The following is a 20,889-nucleotide window of genomic DNA, read 5'->3' as shown; positions in this document are numbered from 1 at the left end:
AGGACCGTCAGCGACTCCTCCGCGCCCTCGGGGCCCACCGGCACCAGAGCCTTGGGCAGGGTGTCGGTGTAGGGGCGCAGACGCCGCCCGGCGCCGGCGGCCAGTACGAGGCCTATCATCGCGGTTTCTCTCCTTTGTTCCAGCTGTGCCGAGGCACGGTCCGTCGCGGCTCGGCTCCCGGGGCCCCGAGAAGAACTCGGCTCCAGGGGCCCCGAAAAGCGGTGTGGTCCTGTCCGAAGCGACAGGACCACACCCGGTGGGGCGAGACTCAGCTCTCGTCCGCGGCGGTGGAGACCGTGGTGGTCTTCTTCGCCGTCGACTTGGCGGCGGCCGTCTTGGCGGTCTTGGCCGCCTTCTTGGCCGTCGTCTTCTTCGCGGCCGTCTTCTTCGCCGCGGTCTTCTTGGTGGCGGCCTTCTTCGCCGTCGCCTTCTTGGCCGCCTTGCGGGCGGTCTTCTTGGCCGCGGCGGCCGCCTCGGCCGGCTCCTCGCCGCCCGTCCCGGACTCCGCATCGGACACCGGGGCCTCGGACACCGGGGCCTCCTCCGCCGCGGCCGACGGGACGACCACGACGGCCGCCTCCTCGGACGCGGTCGGCGCGGTGGCCTTGCGCACGGCACGGCGGCGCGGCCGGGCCGGGGCGGCGCTCTCGGCGGGCACCTCCTCGGCGGCGGCGCTCTCGGGCGCCTCCTCGGCCGGGGCCTGCGGCTCCGGCCGCTCCGCCGGCGCCTCGGCCGCGGGCGCGGTCTCGGGCACCGTCACCACGGCCGCCTCGGCGCCCGCGGGGGAACCGGCAGGAGCCGACACCTTCCGGGTCGCCCGACGGCGCGTACGGCCCTTGGGCGCGGCTTCCTCGGCAGCCTCGGCCTGCGGCGCCGGGACCACCTGGTCCTCGGCGGCCGTGGGCTCGGCGAGCGCCTCGGCGGCCGGCTCCGGCTGCACCGGAGCCGCGGCGGCCTCCTCGGCGGTGACGTCCTGCGCGGTCGGAGCGTCGGCGGCGACAGCGGTCTCGGGCTGCGCGGCCTCCTCCTGCTCAGCACTGGCCTTCGTCCGGCCGGCCTTCTCCGCCTTCGGCGCGCCGGCCGGAGCCGACGCCCGGCGGCTCGCCCGGCGACGCGTACGGCCACGGGTGGCCGCCGCCTCCGCCTCGGCGACGCTGCTGTACAGCTCCTCGTCCGCTGCGAAGTCGGGCGCGGGCAGTGCGACGGGCTCGGCCAGTTCCGCGGCCACCTCGACGGCGGTCTCCACCTCCGGCTCGACGGCCTCACCCGACTCCACGGCCACCGCGGCGGTCTCGTGCACGTGCTCCTGCCCGTCGCCACCGCGCCCGCGCTTCTTGCGCTTGCCGCCGCCTCCACCGGAGGTCGGCTGCTCCATGTGCACGATGACACCGCGGCCGTTGCAGTGGACGCAGGTCTCGGAGAAGGACTCCAGCAGACCCTGGCCGACCCGCTTACGGGTCATCTGCACCAGGCCCAGCGAGGTCACCTCGGCCACCTGGTGCTTCGTACGGTCACGGCCCAGGCACTCCAGCAGGCGGCGCAGTACCAGGTCCCGGTTCGACTCGAGCACCATGTCGATGAAGTCGATCACGATGATGCCGCCGAGGTCACGCAACCGCAGCTGGCGCACGATCTCCTCGGCCGCCTCCAGGTTGTTCCTGGTGACCGTCTCCTCGAGGTTGCCGCCCTGGCCGGTGAACTTGCCGGTGTTGACGTCGACGACGACCATCGCCTCGGTCCGGTCGATCACCAGCGAACCACCGCTGGGCAGCCAGACCTTGCGGTCCAGCGCCTTGGCGAGCTGCTCGTCGATCCGGTAGGTGGCGAAGACGTCGACCTCGGAGGTCCACCTCGACAGCCGTTCGGCCAGGTCGGGCGCGACGTGCGAGACGTACCCGTGGATCGTCTGCCAGGCCTCGTCACCGCTGACGACGACCTTGGAGAAGTCCTCGTTGAAGATGTCGCGCACGACCCGGACGGTCATGTCCGGCTCGCCGTACAGCAGCGTGGGCGCGTTGCCGTTCTTGGCCTTCTTCTGGATGTCCTCCCACTGCGCCTGCAGCCGCTCGACGTCCCGGCGCAGCTCGTCCTCGCTCGCGCCCTCGGCGGCGGTGCGCACGATGACGCCCGCGTCCTCGGGGACGATCTTCTTGAGGATGGTCTTCAGCCGGGCCCGCTCGGTGTCGGGCAGCTTGCGGCTGATGCCGGTCATCGAGCCCTCGGGGACGTACACGAGGTAACGGCCCGGCAGGGACACCTGGCTGGTCAGACGCGCGCCCTTGTGCCCGATCGGGTCCTTCGTCACCTGGACGAGCACGGACTGCCCGGACTTCAGGGCCGACTCGATCCGGCGCGGGCCGTTGGCCATGCCCAGCGCCTCGAAGTTGACCTCACCGGCGTACAGCACGGCGTTGCGGCCCTTGCCGATGTCGATGAAGGCGGCCTCCATCGACGGCAGCACGTTCTGCACCTTGCCGAGGTAGACGTTGCCGACGTACGAGGTCGACTGTTCCTTGTTGACGTAGTGCTCGACGAGCACGCCGTCCTCCAGGACGCCGATCTGCGTACGGTCGCCGTGCTGGCGGACGACCATCACGCGCTCGACGGCCTCGCGCCGGGCCAGGAACTCGGCCTCGGTGATGATCGGAACGCGGCGGCGCCCCTGCTCACGGCCCTCGCGGCGGCGCTGCTTCTTGGCCTCCAGGCGGGTCGAGCCCTTGATGGACTGCACCTCGTCGGACGGCTCGGCGGGCTTGCGGGGCTCGCGGACCTTGACGACCGTGCGCTCCGGGTCGTCCGCGGACGGCTCGGCGTCGGCGACGGTGTCACCGGCGCGACGACGACGGCGGCGACGGCGCCGGCTGGAGCTGGACCCGGACTCGTCGCCACGAGCCTCCTCGGCGTCGTCTTCCTCCTGCTCGGCGGTGTCCTCGGCGTCCTGCGCGGCCTGCTCGGCGGCCAGTTCGTCGGCGTCGGCCTCCGTGCCCTCGCCGTCGGCGGCCTCGCCACGGCGACGGCGACGGCCGCCACGGCGGCGACGGCGGCGCGAGCCGGACTCCTCGAAGCCCTCGGCGCCCTCCGCCTCGTCGTCCTCGTCGGCCTCGTCGGCCTCGTCACCCTCGGCGAGGTCCTGGACGGGCTCCTCGGGCTCCCCGGTCTCCTCCGCCTCCTCGTCCTCGGCGGCGGCCTCGACGGTCTGCGTCTCCTCGGCCTGGGCCGGACCGCGGCGGCGACGGCGACGGCGCGAGCCGGTCTCGGCGCGCTCCTCCGCGTGCTCCTCGGGCTCCGCGTGCTCCTCGACCTCAGCGGCCTCGGCTGCCGCCTCGGCGGCGGCCCGCTGCGGGGTCTGGAACTTGGGCTCGGTGAACACCGGCGGCTGGAAGACGGCGACGGTGGGACGGCCCGGCCGGCGCGGGGCTGCGTCCTCCGCGGCCTCGGCGGCCGCGGGCGCGGCGGACCGCGCGGGCTCGGAGAAGCCGGACGCGGCGCGCACCGCCCGGCGCCGGGTTCGACGCGGCGCACCGGCCTCGTCGGACACCTGCGGCACCTGGGCCGCGGCCTCGGTGGACTGCGGGGCGGCGGTCTCGGGGGTCGTCCGGGCGGCCGCCTCGGGCGCGGCGGCCTGGGTCTCGACGGCGGACTCGTCGGCCTTGGCCACGGTGGTCTCCTCCTGCGCGGGGCCACCGGCGGGCGCGGAGACCCGGCGGGTGGCCCGGCGACGCGTACGGCGCGGGGCTGCTTCCTCGGCGGCCTCGGTGGCCTGGCCGGTCTGCGCCGATTCGGTGACCTCGGCGGTCTCGGCGGTCTGCGCCGACGCGGTGACGGCCGGAGCCGCGTCCTCGACGGCCTCAGCCGCGGCTGCGTCAGCGGTCGCCGCCTCGGGGGCGGCCGCACGGCGGGTCGCACGGCGGCGCGTACGGCGCGGGGCTGCTTCCTCGACGGCCTCAGTGGTCTCGGCGGTCTCGGCGGGGGCAGCGGCCCGCGCCGTTTCGGTGACGGCCGGAGCCGCCGCCTCAGGGGCGGCCGCAGCCTCCTCCGCGGCCTTCGGGGCAGCGGCGGGCGCGGACGCACGGCGGGTCGCACGGCGGCGCGGACGCGCGGCGGGCGCGGCCTCCTCGCCGACGACGACCTCGCCGCCCTCGGCGACGGCGGCGGGCTCCTCGGCGGCGGACGTGGCCGGGACCACAGTCTCGACGGCCTCGGCCGCGGCAGGGGCCCCGGCGGGCGCCGACGCACGGCGGGCGACCCGACGGCGCGCACGACCGGCGGGCGCGGCCTCTGCCGTCTCGGCGGTGCCGGCCGTCTCGGCGGAAGCGGCTTCTGCCGTCTCGGCAGAGGCAGCGGTCTCGGCGGGGGCGGAATCCTGCTCGGTCCCCGTCGCCTCGGCCGCGGCGCCGGTCGGCGCGGCGACGCTGCGGGTGGCCCGGCGCCGGACGCGGCGCGGCGCGGCCTCCTCGCCGACGACGACCTCGCCGCCCTCGGCGACGGCGGCGGGCTCCTCGGCGGCGGACGCGGCCGGGACCACGGTCTCGACGGCCTCGGCCGCGGCAGGGGCCCCGGCGGGCGCCGACGCACGGCGGGCGACCCGACGGCGCGGACGCCCGGCGGGCGCGGCCTCCTCGGCGGCAGGCGCCTGCGCGCCGGCAACCGCCTCGGCAGCCTCTTGGGTCTCCTCGGCTGCCTGGATCTCCTGCGTTTCCTCGGTCTCCGCGGCCGCCGCTTGGGCACCGTCGGCCTCGACGACCTCGGGAACCTCGTGGGCGTCCGCGGCCGGTATGGCCGGCACGGTGACCTCGGTGGGCGCCTCGCCCGCGGCCGGCGGGCCCGCCGGGCGGGAGGCGGCACGACGACGCCTGCGCGGGGGCAGGGTGTCGCTGGGGGTGTTCACTTCGGAGCCCGTTGAGGACTCTGTGGATTCGGTCGGCTCGAGCATGCGGGCGTTTCTCCCGTCAGGCTCCCGGGCGCCGTACCTGGTCCGGCGTAGGTCCGCAAAGACCGTCCGCCGTTGACGTCCGCGGCACGCGCGATGCGCGATGGCCGCCGTCCGGGGCGCGGGCGCCGCACGGGAGCACTCTGTGTCCTGTCTCGCCGGTTCCGTACGCCTTGTCGGTACGGCCTGGCGAAAGTCTTCTGGTCGGTGCGCTGCCCGACCCAGGTGGCTCCCGAGTACGAGGGCGGCGCTACGACGTCCGTCCCTACGCGGGACCTTCCGGCGTCGGCGCCGTCGCGGCGGCAGCCGGTACGGCCGTCAGGGCCTCGGCTGCCTCGCGGTCGGGCGCGAGCGGGTCGGTCACCGTGCCGGTCTCTTCATCGAACAGCCCCTGCGCCAGCCTGGTCACCGCTGCGGGGACCGGCGGCGCCAGGTCGGCCACGGCGCGGAGACCGGACAGGACGTCGTCGGGTCGTACGGCAGGCGTCACGTGCCGAACAACCAGCCGCAGTATCGCACAGGGCTGGTCGCTCGGCCTATCAGCCGGGGAACTGTGCGTTTCCAGGCTCACGACCGCGGGCCGGGCGTCGAAGGTCCGGACGCCGTTCTTGGTCATGCGCTGCACCTCGACGGTGTCGGCCTCGGTGAAGGCCTCGACCGCGCGCTCGGCGGCGATCGGGTCGACGCCGTCCAGTCGCAGCTCCCAGACGGAGGCCGTCAGCCGGTCGGCGAGACCGGAGGTCCGTGCCTCGACCGCGTCGACGACGTCGAGCCCGGCGGGCAGCGACTCGTCGAGGAGGACGCGCAGGGTCTCCGGGTCGCGCGACTCGGTCAGCGCGATCTCCAGATACTCCGCCTCACTGCCCGTGCCGGTGGGTGCGGCATTGGCGTACGACACCTTCGGATGCGGCGTGAACCCCGCCGAGTACGCCATGGGCACCTCGGCGCGGCGCAGCGCACGCTCGAAGGCGCGCTGGAAGTCTCGGTGGCTGGTGAACCTCAGGCGGCCGCGCTTGGTGTAGCGCAGTCGGATGCGCTGCACCGCGGGTGCGGGCGGCGGGCCTTCGGGCTGTCGCTTCCCCAGTGTCCTAGTCCTTCGTGAGAGCGGTCGTACTACTACCAAGAGTACGTGTGTCGCGGGCCGGAGGTTCCCGCCGGTCCACCGCGGCCGGCTGCCGGGGCTCGCCGAAGAGCATCCGCCGGAAGTCGGCACGGGCCTGCCGTACGGTGTCGCGGGCCGCGGTCAGCGCCTCGCGGGCGACCCGGCCCACCGCACGCGCGCCCGCCGCGACGGGTCGCAGGACGGCATCCCGGACCACGTGGCCGACCGGGGTGAGGACGGTCCGGTACACCCAGCGCACCGGCTCCACGAAGATCCACCGGAAGAGGGTACCCAGCGCCCGCCCGACGGCCCGCGAGATCCGCCCCGCGACCCGCCAGGCATGCCCGAGGGTCTCCCCCACCTCCCGCGCGACGGCGGCCAGGACCCGGCCGACGGGCGCCAGGATCCAGCGCCACAGCGCCAGCGCGGGCAGCACGAGCAGCACCCGGGCGGTCCAGTACAGGGCCAGGCCGATGCCGGTGGCGAGCAGGCCCAGCAGCCACCCGAGTCCACGCACGCACCAGGCGACGGCGCGCCCCACGGGGGCGAGGACCCAGGTGTACAGCCGGCGGGCGGGTACGACCAACAGGTACCGCCCCAGCCAGGCGAGGGCCGTGTACGCCCCCAGGCCGAGGGCGGCGAGCACGGCGCCGGCACCTTTCAGCAGCCGGACGATCCCGTGCCCGATCGGGCAGAGCACCCGTGCGTACACCCAGGCGAGCCCGGCTCCCACCGCGCGCGCCAGCCAGGCGGCGGCGTGCCCGACGGGGGTCAGCACGTACCGGTGGAGCCACACGGCCGGTACGACGAGGAGGACGGTGGCGAGCCAGGCGAGCACCTTGCCGACAGGGACCAGGACGTAGCGCCACAGGCCCACGAACGGCCACACGAACAAGGCCCTGCCCACCCACAGCAGCGCCCGGCCGAGCGGCCGGAACACGGTGTCCCGCAGGAACCGCCCGAGGACGACGAGCGCGTCCCACACCATCCGCACCGGCACGACGAGTACGAGGACGACGATCCGCACCGGGATGCGGATCGCGACGACGAGGCACCCCTCCGGCTGCCGGGACCGGGGCGGCGGGTTCAGCGATTCCATACCCGGCAAGACGCAACGGCCGCCGGTCCGGATTCCAGCCGCGGGTTGCGATGCCGTCACGGCTTCCGCGGCCCCGCGCACCAACCGGTCAGCCGTGACTCCCAGGTCGGCGAAGCTGCCCCGGAAGCGGGCGAGGGGACGGATACGATCTGGCCGCCGTCGCCCTGGAATTCGGCGGTGTGGCTGATGTCGTCGCCCATGTTCAGATGGAGCGACGCTGCATCGCCGCCAGGCACCGACACGGGAGCCGGAGGGCGTCCGTCGAGACCGGAGGCGGCTGGGGCGAGGCGGTCGCGCTACGGCCATATGGGGGGCTGTTGCCGGTCGGTGACGGCTGCCGGGGTGCTGTGCTTCGTTGCAGTACAGCGACCCGAGCCGCGGGCGGGCGCATTTGTGCAAGGCACGACTTCGGAATGCCGACGGAGTGCCGCCGTGCCACGCTGAGGTGAGAGTTCGAGCCGGTCCGGGATGCTCGGCTGACCGGATGGCCCAGCCAGCCCAAGGAGCCCGACATGTCCGGTGAAACCGCCCGCCCCGGAACGGGCGACGTCAATCCGCGCCCGTGGCATGCACCCGCATCCGGTACCACCGTTCTCGCGGCAGCGCTGATGATGTTCGGTGGAGCGATGGCGATCTTCGAGGGAATCGCGGCCATCGCCAAGGACGACCTGTTCATCGCCACACGTCACTACGTGTTCCAGTTCAGCCTTGCGGGCTGGGGCTGGGTCCACCTGATTCTGGGCATCGTCCTGGTCCTTGCGGGGTGCGCCGTGCTCAGCGGAGCGCTGTGGGCCCGCTTCTTCGGTGTGTTCGTGGCAGGACTGGGCGCGCTCGCCAACTTCCTGTGGGTGCCGTACTACCCCCTCTGGGCCCTGACGCTGGTGGCCGTCAACATCTTCATCGTCTGGGCCCTGTGCAGGGGTATGCACAGGGAGGCCGACGACGGCCAGGTGGCCTGACGCAGGGGTGACACGGCCGGAACCATGCACCACGGAGAGAGTCGCAGCAGGCGACGGAACACCTTCGCCGTTGCGCGGCCCCCGAACGCCAGGGGCCCCGGATGTCTCCGGGGCCTCTGAACGTCCGCCCTGATCCGCCCGTGTGCGTGGCTGTCAGGCGTTGATGTCAGGTGTTGATGTCAGGCGGGGAGAGAGGCTTGGCGGCCTTTCCGGGAAGGCAGGCCGCGACCAGTTGCACGAGAACCAGGATGGTGATCGCCACCACCAACCAGGCGGCCTCGTGCAGCACACTGGTCATCGTGTCGCCGTTGACCACGCAGGCCAGTACGCCTGCCAGGGTGATCATGGATTTGTGACGGCTGCCAGTCCCGCACACTGCAGTTTGGAGCGGGTGGACATCGAGTACAGACAGTCCACCGAAACCCTGGATGGACATAGTCCTCCTTGGTTACTTGGAGGGCGCGCCCTAGGACTCTTCCTCAAGAGCGGACGCACTCTTTCGGGTAAGTACCCACCGGCGTTCGTCCTGGTCTTGTGCACGTCGATGGTGGCGATGTCGAACTCCGACAAAACCTAGGCCAATTGAAGGCCACCCGAGCGCTTGACCTGTGATGATGATCGCTCATATCACACGATACTGATGCATAGCGGGCGACTCAATTGACACGCCAAGAACCACATGCAGATGTTGCGGAAATTGTCCCGGCCGTCAGGCAGGCCAAGGCAGCCGAAGCGGAATACGGTTCCAGCCGACCAGATCGCGTCCGTCAATACACCGTCCGCCAGTAGCCCTTACGGGTGACTGCGCTTTGACTGCACTTTGGGTCGCGTCGACGATCTACTCTGCCGCTTCGGCTCTGTGGTTCAGTCGGCGTCGTGGCCGCACTTCGGCTCGGTGGCCCTGTCCTGCCGAGCCGTTCGTGTCGGCGAGGACGGCTGGGTGCCCTCCTTGCCGACCGGCTGGAAGTAGTGGTCCAGCGCCCAGGCGGCCACGCGGGTACCGGCCCGGCAGCCGGCCACGTCCGCCGTGCGGGAGTGGACGCCGCCCCACACACGGGCGTCGACGACGTCCCGGTTGAGGTCGTCGGCGGACCCGTAGAACCGCACGGTGCCGGTGACCTCGGAGGGGACGTACAGGTCGATGCGCGAGGTGCCGAGGACACCGGTCAGGGCGCGTGCCACGGCAGCCGCGACGGTCGTATGGCCGGCGACGTAGTCCGGGTGCGGCGGGGTCAGGAGCAGCGGCTCCCAGACCGGGTCCGCCGTCGTCGCGGGGTTGCCGTCGGTGTCGGCGAGACGGATGGCGGTGATCGGCCGCCAGGAGCCGTAGTGGAGCTTGGCGTCCCATGCGGTGACGACGGCGTCGGTCGCCGACGCGTTCACCGCGGCGAACAACCGGGCCGTCTCGGCGATGCCGAGCCGGTGCCGGGCGGCGTGGTCGCGTACCGCTGTCTGGACCTGTTCGACCAGGTTGCCGCTGAAGAAGAGGGCGGTCTCGGTCTGCTGCGCGTTCCTGCCCGAGCCGCTCTTCGCGCCCATGGCCTTCAGCTCCTGGACATCCTCGGCGTAAGCGGCCGAGGAGACGGCGGGTGGTGCGCCGGGACGGAACTGCCTCGGTGAGTCGAGCAGGAGGGGGCGCAGCCTGGCGAGCCAGGTGTCGATGAAGGGCTGGAACGCGGGTGGGGTGGGCCGCCAGACACCCGGTGCCGGGGAAGCGGTGAAGGGAACGTCAGCGAACCTGCCGTCCCCCTCCCGTAGTTCGATGATGTGGGCGGCAGCGCGCTTGCCGTAGTCGACGCCCCGGTCTCTGGCGTGACCGGCCGGCAGAGCGGCGAGCGAGTCCGCGTAGGCGGCGTCCAGCTGCTCCTTGAAGGCAGGGAAGTAGGTGAGCAGCACATCGTGGGCCGCAGTGGCGGCGGCCGCCGCGGAGGAAGCCTTGGCCGGGCCGCGCTCGCGCCATTTGTACAGGGCGTAGCCGCCTTCGATCCCCACCACGGCGTTGTACACGGCGGTGGAGACGAACCCCTCCCAGATCGCCACCTGCCCGGAGGGGCGTGGGCCAAGGCTGGTCGTGATCGTGTCGGTGGCGATGGCGTTCCACTCGCGGACCACGGCTGCCGGGTCCGCCGCGGTCCGAACGCCCGCATCGGGGGGATTCGTCGCGGCGGTGAGCGTCACGAGGGCGATGGCCGCGACAGCGCAGATGAATGCTCGGACACGCGAACGCGGAGGGACGGGAAGAGGGGGCTCTTGGTGCACGGCGCTCTCCGTAAAGTTGAGTGCCCAAGGCCTAGCAGCGGCCCACCGCACGAGCAAGACAACTCGCCCGGAACCGGACAAGTTCAGGGCCGTAGATCACCGCCCCCTCCCGGACGGGAAAGGGCTCAGAAGTCACGCGGTCACAGGCGAGCAGGGCAGAACTCTCTGCATCCGCTCACGGGCCATCCGGTCCGGGGGCACGTCGGCGAATCCACTTCCCACCGAGCAGGAACCTGATCGCGTCACGACGCGGGCCCGCTGGTCGACCGCGAGGTGGTGCGGGTCTGGGAAGCAACCCGACCACCGCACCGCCCGGTTGAGATTTCGCAGACCTTCGGATCGCGGTCAGCCGAGGCCGGCGTGTCCCCGGAAGCGAATTCCGATCCGATCCTGAGGTGGCTCACCCGCTCGGATGCGCTCGGCGAGCAACCGGTCGCGGGGGTGTGCATGGTGAATCCATGAACACAACACCTCACCTCAAGAAGGCCGTTTCCCGCATTCCGCGAATATTCGCGGTGAGTGCCGCCGTGGGCATCGCTTGTGCGGCGGGGCTGGCAACTGCCACATCCGCCGTGGCGGCGACGCCCGCTACGCACGTCGTCACAAAGGCCACCCCGGCCTACGGCCACGGCGGCGGCGACGGCGACGATTTCCAGTGCGGCAACGGCCTCCTCCCCATCCTCAACTTCTGCAACTGACGGACAGGCGAGGGTAGTTCCTGCCCGTCAGTTGCAAATCCGCACAACCGCACATCTGAAGTCCATCCACATCAGGGCGGTCGGGAGCAGGGGCAGGATCCCTCTTCCCGACCGCCCTGCCGACATCCGACGGTCTGCGCCCACCGCTCCGGCCGGGCGACGACATACCTTCAGAGCAGCGCCGATCGCTTCAGGACGGCGGCCGACCTCCTCCTCTGTTTTCCTCGGTTTTCCCCGTCAGCGCCTGGAACACCCGGCCCTGTGCCTCGCTCCCATCAGTGCGCGTGACCACTCGCGGCGGGCGCCGGACCCGCGTTCTTCACCGTCAGGGGCAGCAACTTCTTGCCGGTCGGGCCGATCTGGATGTGGGTGTCCATCTGCGGCCATTCACCAACGGACCCAAAACCGCTACCGTGCTGGTCATGGGGAAGCGAACGAGGACACGCGCGGCAACTGACCGCGCCCAGTACGCAGTTGAGACTGAGTGGACGGAGGCGGACTTAGCGCTCTTGGAGGAGCTGAAGAGGGCGGGGGCACGCTTACCCGACGACGCACCACGGGCCCTGTTGTCTGTACGGCTGTCCGTGCTCACCGACGACACGACGTCACCCGTCCGTCAGGAACTCGACCTCCGGAAGTTGGCCCTGGACCGCGGCAGCCGAGTCGTCGGCGTGGCGAGCGATCTCAATGTGTCAGCCACGAAGGTCCCGCCGTGGAAGCGCAAGGAACTCGGGGACTGGCTCAACAACCGAGCACCAGAGTTCGACGAGATCCTCTTCTGGAAGCTGGACCGCTTCGTCCGGCGGCTCAGCGACCTCAGCACCATGATCGACTGGTGCCTGAAGTACGGCAAAAACCTCGTCTCCAAGAACGACTCGATCGACCTGACCACCACGGCCGGGAAGATCATGGTGACGATCATCGGTGGTATCGCCGAGATCGAGGCCGCCAACACGAGCACACGCGTAGCCAGCCTCTGGGACTACACGAAGACTCAGAGTGAGTGGCTTGTAGGCAAGCCTGCGTATGGATACGAGACGGCGGAGGACCAGGACGGCCGGGTCGTACTCGCCATCAACCCGGATGCATACCGGGCACTGCACTGGTGCCGGAAAGCTGCCATGCGGGCCAAGCCGGCGTCAGCGCGTCGCATGGCCAAGGTTCTCGTACGAGCCGGCCTCTGCGGGCCAGGGCTTACGGCCTCAACGCTGCTCCGGCGCCTCAGGAACCCTGCCCTCATGGGCTACCGGGTAGAAGAGGACAAGAACGGAGGCGTACGCCGCTCGAAGATCGTCCTCGGTAGCGATGCTCAGCCCATCCGTGTGGCCGAACCGATCTTCACCGAGGATGAGTACGACAGCCTTCAGAAGGCCCTGGACCACAGGGCGAAGGACCAGCCCACACGGCGTCCCGGCGGTGCGACAAAGTTCCTCGGCGTACTGATCTGCCATGACTGCCGCTCGAACATGACTGTGCAGAAGAACCGGGTCAATGGACGGTCGTACGCGTACTTGCGGTGCGGTAAGTGCAAAGCCGGAGGACACGGCGCCCCTAACCCCGACGAGATCTACGGCAAGCTTGTGGACGACGTCCTGAGGGTCCTGGGTGACGAGCCTGTCATGACACGCGAGTACCGACAGGGCGCCGAGGCTCGCAAGGAGCTGCAGCGGCTGGAGCAGTCCATCAGCTACTACATGACTGGCTTGGAGCCCGGAGGCCGATTCACGAAGACCCGCTTCACTAAAGAGAAGGCTGAGAGAACGCTGGATGACCTCATCAAGCAGCTTGAGGCCATCGACCCGGAATCCACGAAGGACCGATGGGTAGCCGTGCACAACGGCAAGACCTTCCGGCAGCACTGGGAAGAAGGCGGCATAGAGGCTATGACCGCCGATCTACTCAGGGTCGGCGTCAAGTGCGTGATCAAGCGGAGCAAGGTGAAGGGGGTTCGCGCCCCTCACATCCACATGAAGCTCATGATCCCCAAAGACGTACGAGACCGGCTGATCATGAAAGAGGATGACTTCGCCGAGGCATTCTGACGGCTTCGGCAGCCACACGAGCAGAGCCGCCCACATGCAACCGGGCGGGCGGCTCCGCGTCACGAGAACCATGACGCCGGGTCGAACGGCTCTTCCGTTCCATCATCGTCGACGATCACGATTTCGCTCTGTATCAGGGGCACCCGGCTGTCGTCGGAGCGCTGGAGAAGCGGCGCACGCCCATGCTGTTGCGGGTCATGTTCAGGCAGAGCAGTTATCAGCACCACTCCCCCTCTTGCGCCGTGGCCAGAGCCAACCGCCGGGACTCAGCAAGGTCCTCTGCGATGCCAGCGGCGATGAGTGCTGCGCCAGGGGTGTGGCCGGAGCCGACGTAGCGCCAGCGCCGTTCCGTGATCGCGTCGGGTAGATCGGTGTGGCCCTGGTAGCGGGCGCGTTCGGCGCGGAGTGCTGCGTAGGTGGTGGAGTAGGCGCGGGACTTGGTGAGGATGTGGCCCCGGTAGCCGAGGGTGTGGGTCCAGGCGCGGAGCCGGAGGGGCGCATACTCGCGGAGGCCGCCCAAGCGCCAGCAGGTCCGCATGAGGGTACGGACGTGTTCACTCACGGCCGCCGCCTCGATGTCGCCCCAGGTCGAGAGCGGGTAGTCCGTGCCGGCGTCTGTGTCGCTCGCGCCCTTGGTGACGTACTTGGCGATGTACGCGGCCACCGCGTCATCGTCCGGGCCCTCACTGTCGGTACGCAGGGGCCGGGCATCGATCTGAGCGCCCCAGCGCAAAGTCAGCTCACTCACGGCCGAGCTGTAGGGCGTTCCGACCCGTACCCGTCGGGCCGACGCCCGTACGGCGTCCGTAAGCAGTTCAGCCGTGCCCCATGCAGGGGGTTCGTCTCCGGGGCCGGTCGGACCGTCGAGGCGGATGACCGCGTGTACGTGGACGGCAGCGCGTTTCTGGTATTCGGCTACGCGGGCGAAGGAGAGCCGGGCGTGCCGGGCGAAGTGGGACTGCACGAGGCCGACGGAGGAGGCGAGGCGTCGCCGGACGTCGATGACGAAGCGGTCCCAGAGCTTGGAGGCGTGTGCGTGCCACAGGACGTGGGCGGTGTAGTCGTAGCAGTCGGGGCAGAGCGGTTGGCCGAGGATCGGTGCGTCCGGCGCGTGGACGGCGCCACAGCCGAGGGGGCGGCCATGTTCGCAGGTTCCGCCGTCGCGGCGAGGACGGCAGTTTTCCCCAGCCCTGTGGACCGGGCCAAATGACGGAGCGGTGAGCGTGACGAAGAGCCGGGGGCGGTGGCGGACCGAGTCGGGGACGTTCTTGCCACCGAGGAGGCCGGCGCGGACGAGGTGGTAGGTGTCCCCGGCGTGGAGGCGGGAGCAGGCCGGGCAGATGGTTGCGCGGCGGTTGCGGCAGCGGACGAAGAGGCGTTCGCCGGGTTCGTTGCGGGTGTCGTAGTGGTGGATGATCTCGCCGGTGGCGCCGTCCACGGTGGTGGTGGAGCCGGAGAGGTGGACGGGGTGGGCGCAGCCGCCGGTGGCGGTGATCTGCTCCAGCAGGCGGTAGAAGTTGGGATCTTGTGCGAGGCGGATGGCGTCGCGGTCTGCTTCGGGGAGCTGACGCAGGCGCGCCGCGCGGTCGAGGGCGACGCGCCGGTCAGCCGGAGTGTGGTCCGGGGTGATGGTGGTGACCTTCCGGGGTGGGCCGCCGAAGCGGCAGGGGTGTGGGCTGGTGGTGCGGTGTGGGTCATGGGGATCACCTCCGTGTCGGGGGCGGGTTGGTGGTCAGCGGATGGTCCCGGTGCCCCGGCAGACGCGGCAGCGGCGCGTGCGTCCGGTCCAGGTCTTGCGGGCTCCGTCGCCCTTGCAGTGCGGGCACCTCACGCGAGGCATGGGCATGGTCGTCTGTCCTTCCGGTCAGTGGTGGGCGAAGCCGCTGATGAGCCAGGTCAGGAGGCCGTGGACGGTGAAGACCACCGGGGTCTGGCCGAGGTAGAGGCCGAAGAGACCGACGCAGACCGCTTCCCAGGCGCGCACGTCGCGGGAGCGGACGAGGAGGACGGTGATGATCCCGAAGATCACCGCGAACGTGAACGCCGTACCTTCGCTGATCACTTGTCGTCTCCTTCCAGTACCTCGAGGGGGCGATCGAGGCAGGGCAGTTGCGGGGTGGTGGCGGCGTACTTCCGGGCCGTGGACACCGCTTCTTCGGTGGGGGTGAGGTGGGAGCGGGCGCGACTCCAGCCGCCGTCGGGGCCGGTGCAGACGGCGACGCCGCGTTCTTCTGCCGTGATGGTCTGGGCGACCGCCACGGCGTCCTTGTTCAGGTCGCCGAGGGTCATCTCAGCGGTGCCGGGGTCGTTGACGCGGTGGCAGATGCGTCCGCCGAGCTGGGCACGCAGGGCAGTGACGCCGGGGCCGAGGTCGGAGCCGACGCGCTGTCCGGCGACCACCAGGTGCAGGCCGAGCGCGGCGCCGAGCTGCGCGAGGCGGAGCAGCAGTGTGGAGCACTGTTCGGCTTCCGCCTTGCTCTCGCGGGTGCCGTCGGAGAGGTACAGTTCGGCGATCTCGTCCACGATCACGACGACCGGTAACGGGCGTACCTTGTCCGGCAGCTCCCATATCGAGCGCACCCCGGCCGAGCGGCAGGCGCTCATCCGGTCCTGCATGTCGATCAACAGGGCCGAGAGCACAGCGACCGCCTCTCGTCGGCAGGTGGCCAGCGCGCTGAGCCGGTCGGCGAACAGGCCCAGTTCCATGCCGCCTTTGCAGTCGATGCCGACCAGAGCGACCGGCTGCGGGGCGAGCTGGGTGATCAGCCGGGCCAGCAGTGTGGACTTGCCGGACCGGGTGGCGCCGGCGATGAGCCAGTGCGGGACGAGGCGCAGGTTCATCACCCAGGCGCCGCCGCTCTCCAGGACCCCGATGAGTGCGGACAGCAACTTGGTGGGAGCCGTGGCTAAGCCGGGCCGCTGAAGCGGATCCGTGGCTGTCGCCGTCAGCAGGACGAGCCCTCGTTCCGGCGAGGTGACCCGGACCGCGTGGACCTTCCAGGCGTGCACGAACGCGTCGGCCGCCTTCAGGAAGGTCGCCGGAGTCTGGCCCGCGTGCAGCCGCACCAGCACCGTCATCCCCATGCGGCTCGCCCGCGGAAAAGAGATCCGCGGAGCCACCGGCCGCAGCGGATCACCCTTCACGACCAGGTCGCCGAGCAACCCGCGCGGCGGGCGCTTGGAGACAGCGAGGTCGTTGAGCTGAGCGACCTTGCGCCAGGTGAACGCCACCCGGCAGGCGGTGGCCGGGTAGCCGATCAGGTACCAGTGCCAGACGGGGCGGTGCCGGCGGACCAGGTCACCGACGACGAGCACCCACGCCAGCACTGCCAGGCCGAGGGCGAGCAGCATCGCTCCCATCAGGCGTCACCACCCTTGGCATGCGCCGGGCCCGTCACGGGGGTGATCGCGTCTGCGCGGAAGCTGACGCCGTGCCGGTCCCCCATCGACCACACGAACGCGGTCAGACCGGTGACCTTGACGATCTGCCCTTCCTCGATGCCCTTGGGCTGACCGCTCACAGCGATCTCGATGACGGAGATCCGGCGTCCGTCCTGTCGCACGGTGACGGCCACGGTCCACACCGGGTTGCCGTCCCGGTCCCTCTTCACCTCCTGTGTCTCGGGATTGCTGAGCTTTGCTTCCGGCGCAATGGCGCATCGCAGTACGCCCAGTCGCGTCGTGTCCACGGGAATGGACTGCATTGTGTTGGCCTCCTTGGCCAGTTGGGACGCCAGAGATCCTGACGTCACTTGTCCTTACGAGTTACGACTATGGAGCTCTGTACGGCGAGAGCGCAACTACTTATGCTGACGAGTGATGTCGCGCGTGCGACGTGCCTACGACTTCACCCGGAGATGACCGAATGTCGGAGATCCAGCGCCCCGGAGCCCTTTACCAGCAGGTGGCCGCCGCGATCCGTGAGGCGATCCTGTCCGGCGAGTTCGCGCCCGAGTCCGTGTTGCCGTCCGAGGCCCAGCTGATGGCCCGCTATGGCGTCTCCCGACCCACCGTCCGCAACGCCATTGCCGCCCTGCGCGCGGAAGGGCTCATCGATGTCCGGCACGGCAAGGGCAGCTTCGTCCGCTCCAGCGGACAGCCCGTCCTCACCCTCGATCGGCGCATTAGCCGCACGGCGGCGGGCAAGTTCGTGATGCCCAACGGCGACATCTGGCAGGAGGCCGAGCAGCCGAGCACCTACCGCACCCGCACGACGAAGGACACGGGTCGGGTCCTGCAACTCGACACCGAAGAAGCCTTGTTCGGCTGTGACCGTCTGCTCACCGACCCTGGCAGCGGGACGCGCGCCATGCACCGCACCCTGATTCCATTCGAGGTCGCCGAGGCTGTTCCGCTGCTCGGTCAGGAGCCGTGCAAGCCGTCGGCCGCCCTCTACTGGGTGCTCACGCAGGCCGACCACAAGCTCACCTGGACCGAGACCGTACGCGCCCGCATGCCACTGCCAGATGAGCGGACCACACTGCAGCTCTCGGACGCGACCCCGATCCTGCACGTAACCCGCGTCGCGTACGGCACCGACGACCGCCCGCTGATCCTCGAAGAGCTGCGCTTCGGCGCGGACCGTGCCGAACTCGCCTACCGGATCACCGCCGACAATCAGCCCGCACGGCGCACCCCAGCCTGAGCTCCGACTGCAATCGGTCGAAACCGCCTTCACTTCCTCAAGGGCGCGCCTGCGGCGCGCCGGGGCGCCCGGCCGCCCCGGCCGGGCGTGCGGCGTGGACGCCGGTCCCGTCCGGTCGGCCGACGCCCCCGCCCGCACCACACTCAAGGAGTCGAGGCGCCGACCTGCCGTCGGCGGCCGAGGCGTGGTGGGCTGGGGGTCGCCGGCCTCCGAGACTTTAGGCAGCCACCATGGAGTGAGCCTCGAAGAACAGGGGGCCAATCGGGCACAAACGCGGGCAGGACCAGTGCCTGCCCGATTCGCCGGACCAGCGTAAGGCCCCCTGTTCACTCGCCCCATGGCAGCTCCAGCCCAAAGTCTCTCCGGCCGGCGACGTGCCCATGTGCAGCACTCACCAGCGAGAACGCGCCTCATACCGCACCACCGGCGCCATTCGCGCGCGCCTCCAAGAGATCAGCGAGCCGATCCACGACGTCCGGCCAACCGGTCAGCCGCACCACCCCGCGCCCGTCCTCACTGGTCGACGCGACGGCCCGCACCGCAGACAGCTCCAGGCCCACGCCCAGAAGTGCGCGATTCAGCCGGTCGGCAGCCTCACGTGCCTCACGCCAGCCGGCGATGTAGTCCACCCCGGCCACCCAGAGCCCGGAGTCCGCGCCCGGCACGTCGAGACCATCGTTCAGCCAGTCCTCACCAAAGCCGGTCACCTTGCCCACCTCTGCCCTGATCTAGGTAACGGATCATCAACTTCCTTGGACCAGGGCCAAAACGCAGCACGGCGGCCCCGGTACCATCAGGCACCGGGAACCGCCGTGTTCCCAGCCGGGCCACCCTTCGCTTTCCAGGGCTGACGGGGTGGCCCGGCCTATAGGGGATGTGAAGCGCGGCCTCTCGCTCGGGAGGGGAGCCCCCGGGCCGTCCGAGAGACCGCGCCCCTTGGCCGGAGTGGTCAGGCTCCAGCCGTGACCGTGCCGCCACCCCACTCCCGATCGCGAAGGAGATGAACAGGGGTGACGACCCGGCGTCTGTCAGGCCGAGCAGACGCCCGACCGGTCGAGGTCGAAACGGCACCACACCGTCTTGCCGCCCCGTTCCTCCGGCGACCACCAGACTGACGTGGCGAGCCGCTGAGCGATGAGCAGCCCGCGGCCACTGTCCGGTAGCACCGCTTCGGACAACTCGCCGACCAGAGCGGCAGGGAACGCGTCACCCACCGGGAGCAGTGGCGGCGTCGAGTCTTCGTCGGCGACCCCGAGGAAGACCCACTTCGGGTACTTCTTGAAGGTCATGTCAATGCGCCGGCAGCTACCGGGCTGAGCGAGGTGACGATCAGGAACGGTGTGGTTCACGACGTTCGCCACCAGCTCCGAGACGACCAACTGAGCGTCGTCCACGAGTTCACCCGCACCAGCACCCCGCAGGAACACCGCCGTCACCTCGCGCGCGAGCCGCGCCGTGTCGTCGAACTCGGCGAACAGGGTGACCGCCAGAAAATGCCCGCCCGCAGCCGGATCCGGCGCTACGAACCAGTGAGCGTAGGCGTCCAGCTCCCCGCTCAGATGCTTGGTCTTCGCCGCGTCCATCGCGTCCCTTCCCAGCTCTCGTAGCACCGATTGCTTCGTGCAACGTCAGTACACGGCGCCAGCGCTCCGACCGGGAGCGTTCACCAGGGGGTTCACGTGAACACCGGCAAACGCGAAGGGGGTTCACCAATGAACCCCCCAGGGGCGAGACTGCTGTGACACGATGAACACTCGCCGTAATTCTCGGGTTGGCAGGGGAGCATGAGCCGAGAAACGAACGCCCAGTTGATCGCGGTCATGGACGAGGCGAGGGTCTCCAACAAAGGGCTGGCCAAGCGGATGAAGGACGCTGCCGCCCAGCGGGGGATCAGTCTCGGGACGACGCACGTCGCCGTGCAGCGTTGGCGAGACGGCGCCGGCATCAAACCGGAGACGGCAGCGATCATGGCCGACGTCCTGAGCGCCAAGCTGGGCCGTCGCGTCACGCCGGGCGATCTTGGCTTCTTCAACCACACCGGGCCGACCACCCCGGAGCCGATCGGCTACCCGAGCACCGTCCCCGAAGCCCTGTCCATGCTGGACAGCCTTGCCCAGGAGCGTAGCGACGAGCCCGCTGCCGACCAAGTGATCATTGCGGACGCCGACCTCAGCTCTGCCGTCCTGTCATGGATGATCGCCCGCCCCGACGGCGTCCAGGCGGACAGGCCCGCACACCAACGGGTCGGCATGCGCGACGTACGCGCGATCAGGGATGCCGCCTCGATGTTCATGCAGCTCGACTTCAAGTACGGCGGCGGCCACGGCCACAAGGCCTTACGCCACTATTTCCGCCATGAGGTCCTTCCCCTGCTGAACGCGAGCTACAGCGAAAAGGTGGGCACGGCACTGTTCGGTGCCGCCGCCGAGGTCTCCCAGTTGCTCGCATGGACCGCTTACGACGTCGGAAACCACCGGCTTGCCCACCGCTATCTCACGTCCACACTGCGGCTGTCCCAGGTCATCGATGACCGCATGTTCGGGTCGCGCATCCTGGGCAACCTGAGCCACCAGGCCAATTACTTGGGCAACCACACCCAAGCCATCCAACTTGCCCGCGCAGCCGTCGAGGGAGCCAAGGGCCGCGCCACTCCCCGAGCCATGGCGAACTACTGGGCGATGGAGGCCCGCGCCCTCTCCAACGCCGGCGACCGGACCGGAGCGGCAGAGGCGATGAACCAAGCAGAACGACACTTCGCGCGTGCCGACAGCGCCGACGACCCGGCATGGCTCAGCTACTTCGATGACGCCGAACTCTTGGGCGAGTTCTGCCACTGCTTCCGTGACCTGAAGATGCGGCGGGAAGCCGTCGAGCACGCAGAGCGAGCCGTGGACAGCACCGACCCGCAGTACGCCCGCACCTTGGGCTTCTGCCGCATGGTGCTCGCCCAGAGCCAGCTACTGAACGGGGAACTGGAAGCCGCCGTCACCACCGCGAGCCTTGCCGTGGACGGCGGCGACTCCCTCCAGTCCTCCCGCTTCCAGCGCTACGTCACCGACTTCCAGGCCGAGGTCAGCGCAGACGCCGCACACCCCGCCGTCGTCGCCTTCAACGAGCAGGTAAGCGAAGCACTCGCCCGCCTGGACGACGAGTAA

General features: G+C 70.3%; 18 protein-coding genes. 5 read left to right on the top strand and 13 right to left on the bottom strand.

The genetic code is table 11. The features are described 5' to 3' along the window. The 4 genes from ACGFRF_RS21360 to ACGFRF_RS21345 form a co-directional block, all read right to left on the bottom strand. Positions 1 to 119, bottom strand: a 119-nt coding sequence (locus tag ACGFRF_RS21360; protein WP_393737663.1) for a sugar phosphate nucleotidyltransferase, incomplete at its 3' end; no start/stop codon positions are given. Positions 120 to 268: 149 nt separating this feature from the next. After that, positions 269 to 4,933 (bottom strand): Rne/Rng family ribonuclease, encoded by a 4,665-nt coding sequence (locus ACGFRF_RS21355; protein WP_393742124.1) that lies wholly within the window; start codon positions 4,931 to 4,933, stop codon positions 269 to 271. Between the two features lie 262 nt (positions 4,934 to 5,195). Further along, positions 5,196 to 5,972 (bottom strand): TIGR03936 family radical SAM-associated protein, encoded by a 777-nt coding sequence (locus ACGFRF_RS21350; RefSeq protein WP_393742122.1) that lies wholly within the window; start codon positions 5,970 to 5,972, stop codon positions 5,196 to 5,198. Positions 5,973 to 6,018: 46 nt separating this feature from the next. Beyond that, on the bottom strand, positions 6,019 to 7,131 hold the full coding sequence (locus ACGFRF_RS21345; protein ID WP_393742120.1) for a hypothetical protein: 1,113 nt from the start codon (positions 7,129 to 7,131) through the stop codon (positions 6,019 to 6,021). Positions 7,132 to 7,739: 608 nt separating this feature from the next. Here ACGFRF_RS21345 and ACGFRF_RS21340 point away from each other — a divergent pair. Continuing rightward, positions 7,740 to 8,090 carry a hypothetical protein gene (locus ACGFRF_RS21340; protein ID WP_393742146.1) on the top strand — a complete coding sequence of 117 codons (351 nt, stop codon included), beginning with the start codon at positions 7,740 to 7,742 and terminating at the stop codon, positions 8,088 to 8,090. 166 nt (positions 8,091 to 8,256) lie between these two features. Here ACGFRF_RS21340 and ACGFRF_RS21335 read toward each other — a convergent pair whose 3' ends face one another. Together ACGFRF_RS21335 and ACGFRF_RS21330 are read right to left on the bottom strand one after the other, a co-directional pair. Then, positions 8,257 to 8,526 (bottom strand): hypothetical protein, encoded by a 270-nt coding sequence (locus ACGFRF_RS21335; RefSeq protein ID WP_393742118.1) that lies wholly within the window; start codon positions 8,524 to 8,526, stop codon positions 8,257 to 8,259. A 428-nt stretch (positions 8,527 to 8,954) separates the two neighbouring features. Then, positions 8,955 to 10,268 carry a vanadium-dependent haloperoxidase gene (locus tag ACGFRF_RS21330; protein ID WP_393742116.1) on the bottom strand — a complete coding sequence of 438 codons (1,314 nt, stop codon included), beginning with the start codon at positions 10,266 to 10,268 and terminating at the stop codon, positions 8,955 to 8,957. 539 nt (positions 10,269 to 10,807) lie between these two features. Between ACGFRF_RS21330 and ACGFRF_RS21325 the strand changes: the two genes are divergently transcribed. Both ACGFRF_RS21325 and ACGFRF_RS21320 read left to right on the top strand, forming a co-directional pair. Beyond that, complete coding sequence (locus ACGFRF_RS21325) at positions 10,808 to 11,047, top strand: hypothetical protein (protein WP_393742114.1); 240 nt, start codon at positions 10,808 to 10,810, stop codon at positions 11,045 to 11,047. Between the two features lie 422 nt (positions 11,048 to 11,469). Next, on the top strand, positions 11,470 to 13,089 hold the full coding sequence (locus ACGFRF_RS21320) for a recombinase family protein (RefSeq protein ID WP_393742112.1): 1,620 nt from the start codon (positions 11,470 to 11,472) through the stop codon (positions 13,087 to 13,089). A 59-nt stretch (positions 13,090 to 13,148) separates the two neighbouring features. On the opposite strand, the gene ACGFRF_RS21315 is transcribed toward ACGFRF_RS21320, so the two are convergent. The 5 genes from ACGFRF_RS21315 to ACGFRF_RS21295 form a co-directional block, all read right to left on the bottom strand. Then, positions 13,149 to 13,316 carry a hypothetical protein gene (locus ACGFRF_RS21315; protein ID WP_393742110.1) on the bottom strand — a complete coding sequence of 56 codons (168 nt, stop codon included), beginning with the start codon at positions 13,314 to 13,316 and terminating at the stop codon, positions 13,149 to 13,151. Continuing rightward, entirely contained in the window at positions 13,307 to 14,662 is a 1,356-nt protein-coding gene (locus ACGFRF_RS21310; RefSeq protein ID WP_393742144.1) for a replication initiator, read from the bottom strand. Before ACGFRF_RS21310 ends, ACGFRF_RS21315 begins: the two co-directional genes overlap by 10 nt. Positions 14,663 to 14,953: 291 nt before the next feature. Further along, positions 14,954 to 15,151: a hypothetical protein gene (locus ACGFRF_RS21305; RefSeq protein WP_355068701.1), complete on the bottom strand. Its 198-nt coding sequence runs from the start codon at positions 15,149 to 15,151 to the stop codon at positions 14,954 to 14,956. Then, on the bottom strand, positions 15,148 to 16,449 hold the full coding sequence (locus ACGFRF_RS21300) for an FtsK/SpoIIIE domain-containing protein (protein WP_393742108.1): 1,302 nt from the start codon (positions 16,447 to 16,449) through the stop codon (positions 15,148 to 15,150). The genes ACGFRF_RS21305 and ACGFRF_RS21300 overlap by 4 nt, the downstream gene beginning before the upstream one ends. After that, positions 16,449 to 16,793, bottom strand: a complete 345-nt coding sequence (locus ACGFRF_RS21295) for a hypothetical protein (RefSeq protein ID WP_356153865.1) — start codon at positions 16,791 to 16,793, stop codon at positions 16,449 to 16,451. Before ACGFRF_RS21295 ends, ACGFRF_RS21300 begins: the two co-directional genes overlap by 1 nt. A 161-nt stretch (positions 16,794 to 16,954) precedes the next feature. Between ACGFRF_RS21295 and ACGFRF_RS21290 the strand changes: the two genes are divergently transcribed. Further along, positions 16,955 to 17,734, top strand: a complete 780-nt coding sequence (locus tag ACGFRF_RS21290) for a GntR family transcriptional regulator (protein ID WP_393742106.1) — start codon at positions 16,955 to 16,957, stop codon at positions 17,732 to 17,734. Between the two features lie 410 nt (positions 17,735 to 18,144). Here ACGFRF_RS21290 and ACGFRF_RS21285 read toward each other — a convergent pair whose 3' ends face one another. Together ACGFRF_RS21285 and ACGFRF_RS21280 are read right to left on the bottom strand one after the other, a co-directional pair. Continuing rightward, entirely contained in the window at positions 18,145 to 18,441 is a 297-nt protein-coding gene (locus ACGFRF_RS21285; protein ID WP_393742142.1) for a hypothetical protein, read from the bottom strand. A gap of 321 nt (positions 18,442 to 18,762) precedes the next feature. Beyond that, on the bottom strand, positions 18,763 to 19,317 hold the full coding sequence (locus ACGFRF_RS21280) for an ATP-binding protein (RefSeq protein ID WP_393742104.1): 555 nt from the start codon (positions 19,315 to 19,317) through the stop codon (positions 18,763 to 18,765). A 201-nt stretch (positions 19,318 to 19,518) separates the two neighbouring features. Between ACGFRF_RS21280 and ACGFRF_RS21275 the strand changes: the two genes are divergently transcribed. Further along, the gene (locus tag ACGFRF_RS21275) at positions 19,519 to 20,889 is read left to right on the top strand and encodes a sporulation protein (RefSeq protein ID WP_393742102.1); all 1,371 of its coding nucleotides are present in this window, start codon (positions 19,519 to 19,521) and stop codon (positions 20,887 to 20,889) included.

The sequence above is a fragment of the Streptomyces sp. NPDC048521 genome (genome assembly GCF_043199855.1).
In the GTDB taxonomy this organism is placed as follows: Bacteria; Actinomycetota; Actinomycetes; order Streptomycetales; family Streptomycetaceae; genus Streptomyces.
The sequence above is the reverse complement of the archived record's forward strand: the minus strand, read 5'-3'. Positions and strand labels throughout refer to the sequence as shown.

What these genes read in the sequence shown, in the direction of transcription:
- ACGFRF_RS21355 (WP_393742124.1), bottom strand. Translation starts at nt 4,933, where the DNA reads ATGCTCGAGCCGACCGAATCCACAGAGTCCTCAACGGGCTCCGAAGTG.
- ACGFRF_RS21345 (WP_393742120.1), bottom strand. Translation starts at nt 7,131, where the DNA reads ATGGAATCGCTGAACCCGCCGCCCCGGTCCCGGCAGCCGGAGGGGTGC.
- ACGFRF_RS21340 (WP_393742146.1), top strand. Translation starts at nt 7,740, where the DNA reads ATGATGTTCGGTGGAGCGATGGCGATCTTCGAGGGAATCGCGGCCATC.
- ACGFRF_RS21335 (WP_393742118.1), bottom strand. Translation starts at nt 8,526, where the DNA reads ATGTCCATCCAGGGTTTCGGTGGACTGTCTGTACTCGATGTCCACCCG.
- ACGFRF_RS21325 (WP_393742114.1), top strand. Translation starts at nt 10,808, where the DNA reads ATGAACACAACACCTCACCTCAAGAAGGCCGTTTCCCGCATTCCGCGA.
- ACGFRF_RS21320 (WP_393742112.1), top strand. Translation starts at nt 11,470, where the DNA reads ATGGGGAAGCGAACGAGGACACGCGCGGCAACTGACCGCGCCCAGTAC.
- ACGFRF_RS21300 (WP_393742108.1), bottom strand. Translation starts at nt 16,449, where the DNA reads ATGGGAGCGATGCTGCTCGCCCTCGGCCTGGCAGTGCTGGCGTGGGTG.
- ACGFRF_RS21295 (WP_356153865.1), bottom strand. Translation starts at nt 16,793, where the DNA reads ATGCAGTCCATTCCCGTGGACACGACGCGACTGGGCGTACTGCGATGC.
- ACGFRF_RS21290 (WP_393742106.1), top strand. Translation starts at nt 16,955, where the DNA reads ATGTCGGAGATCCAGCGCCCCGGAGCCCTTTACCAGCAGGTGGCCGCC.
- ACGFRF_RS21280 (WP_393742104.1), bottom strand. Translation starts at nt 19,317, where the DNA reads ATGGACGCGGCGAAGACCAAGCATCTGAGCGGGGAGCTGGACGCCTAC.
- ACGFRF_RS21275 (WP_393742102.1), top strand. Translation starts at nt 19,519, where the DNA reads ATGAGCCGAGAAACGAACGCCCAGTTGATCGCGGTCATGGACGAGGCG.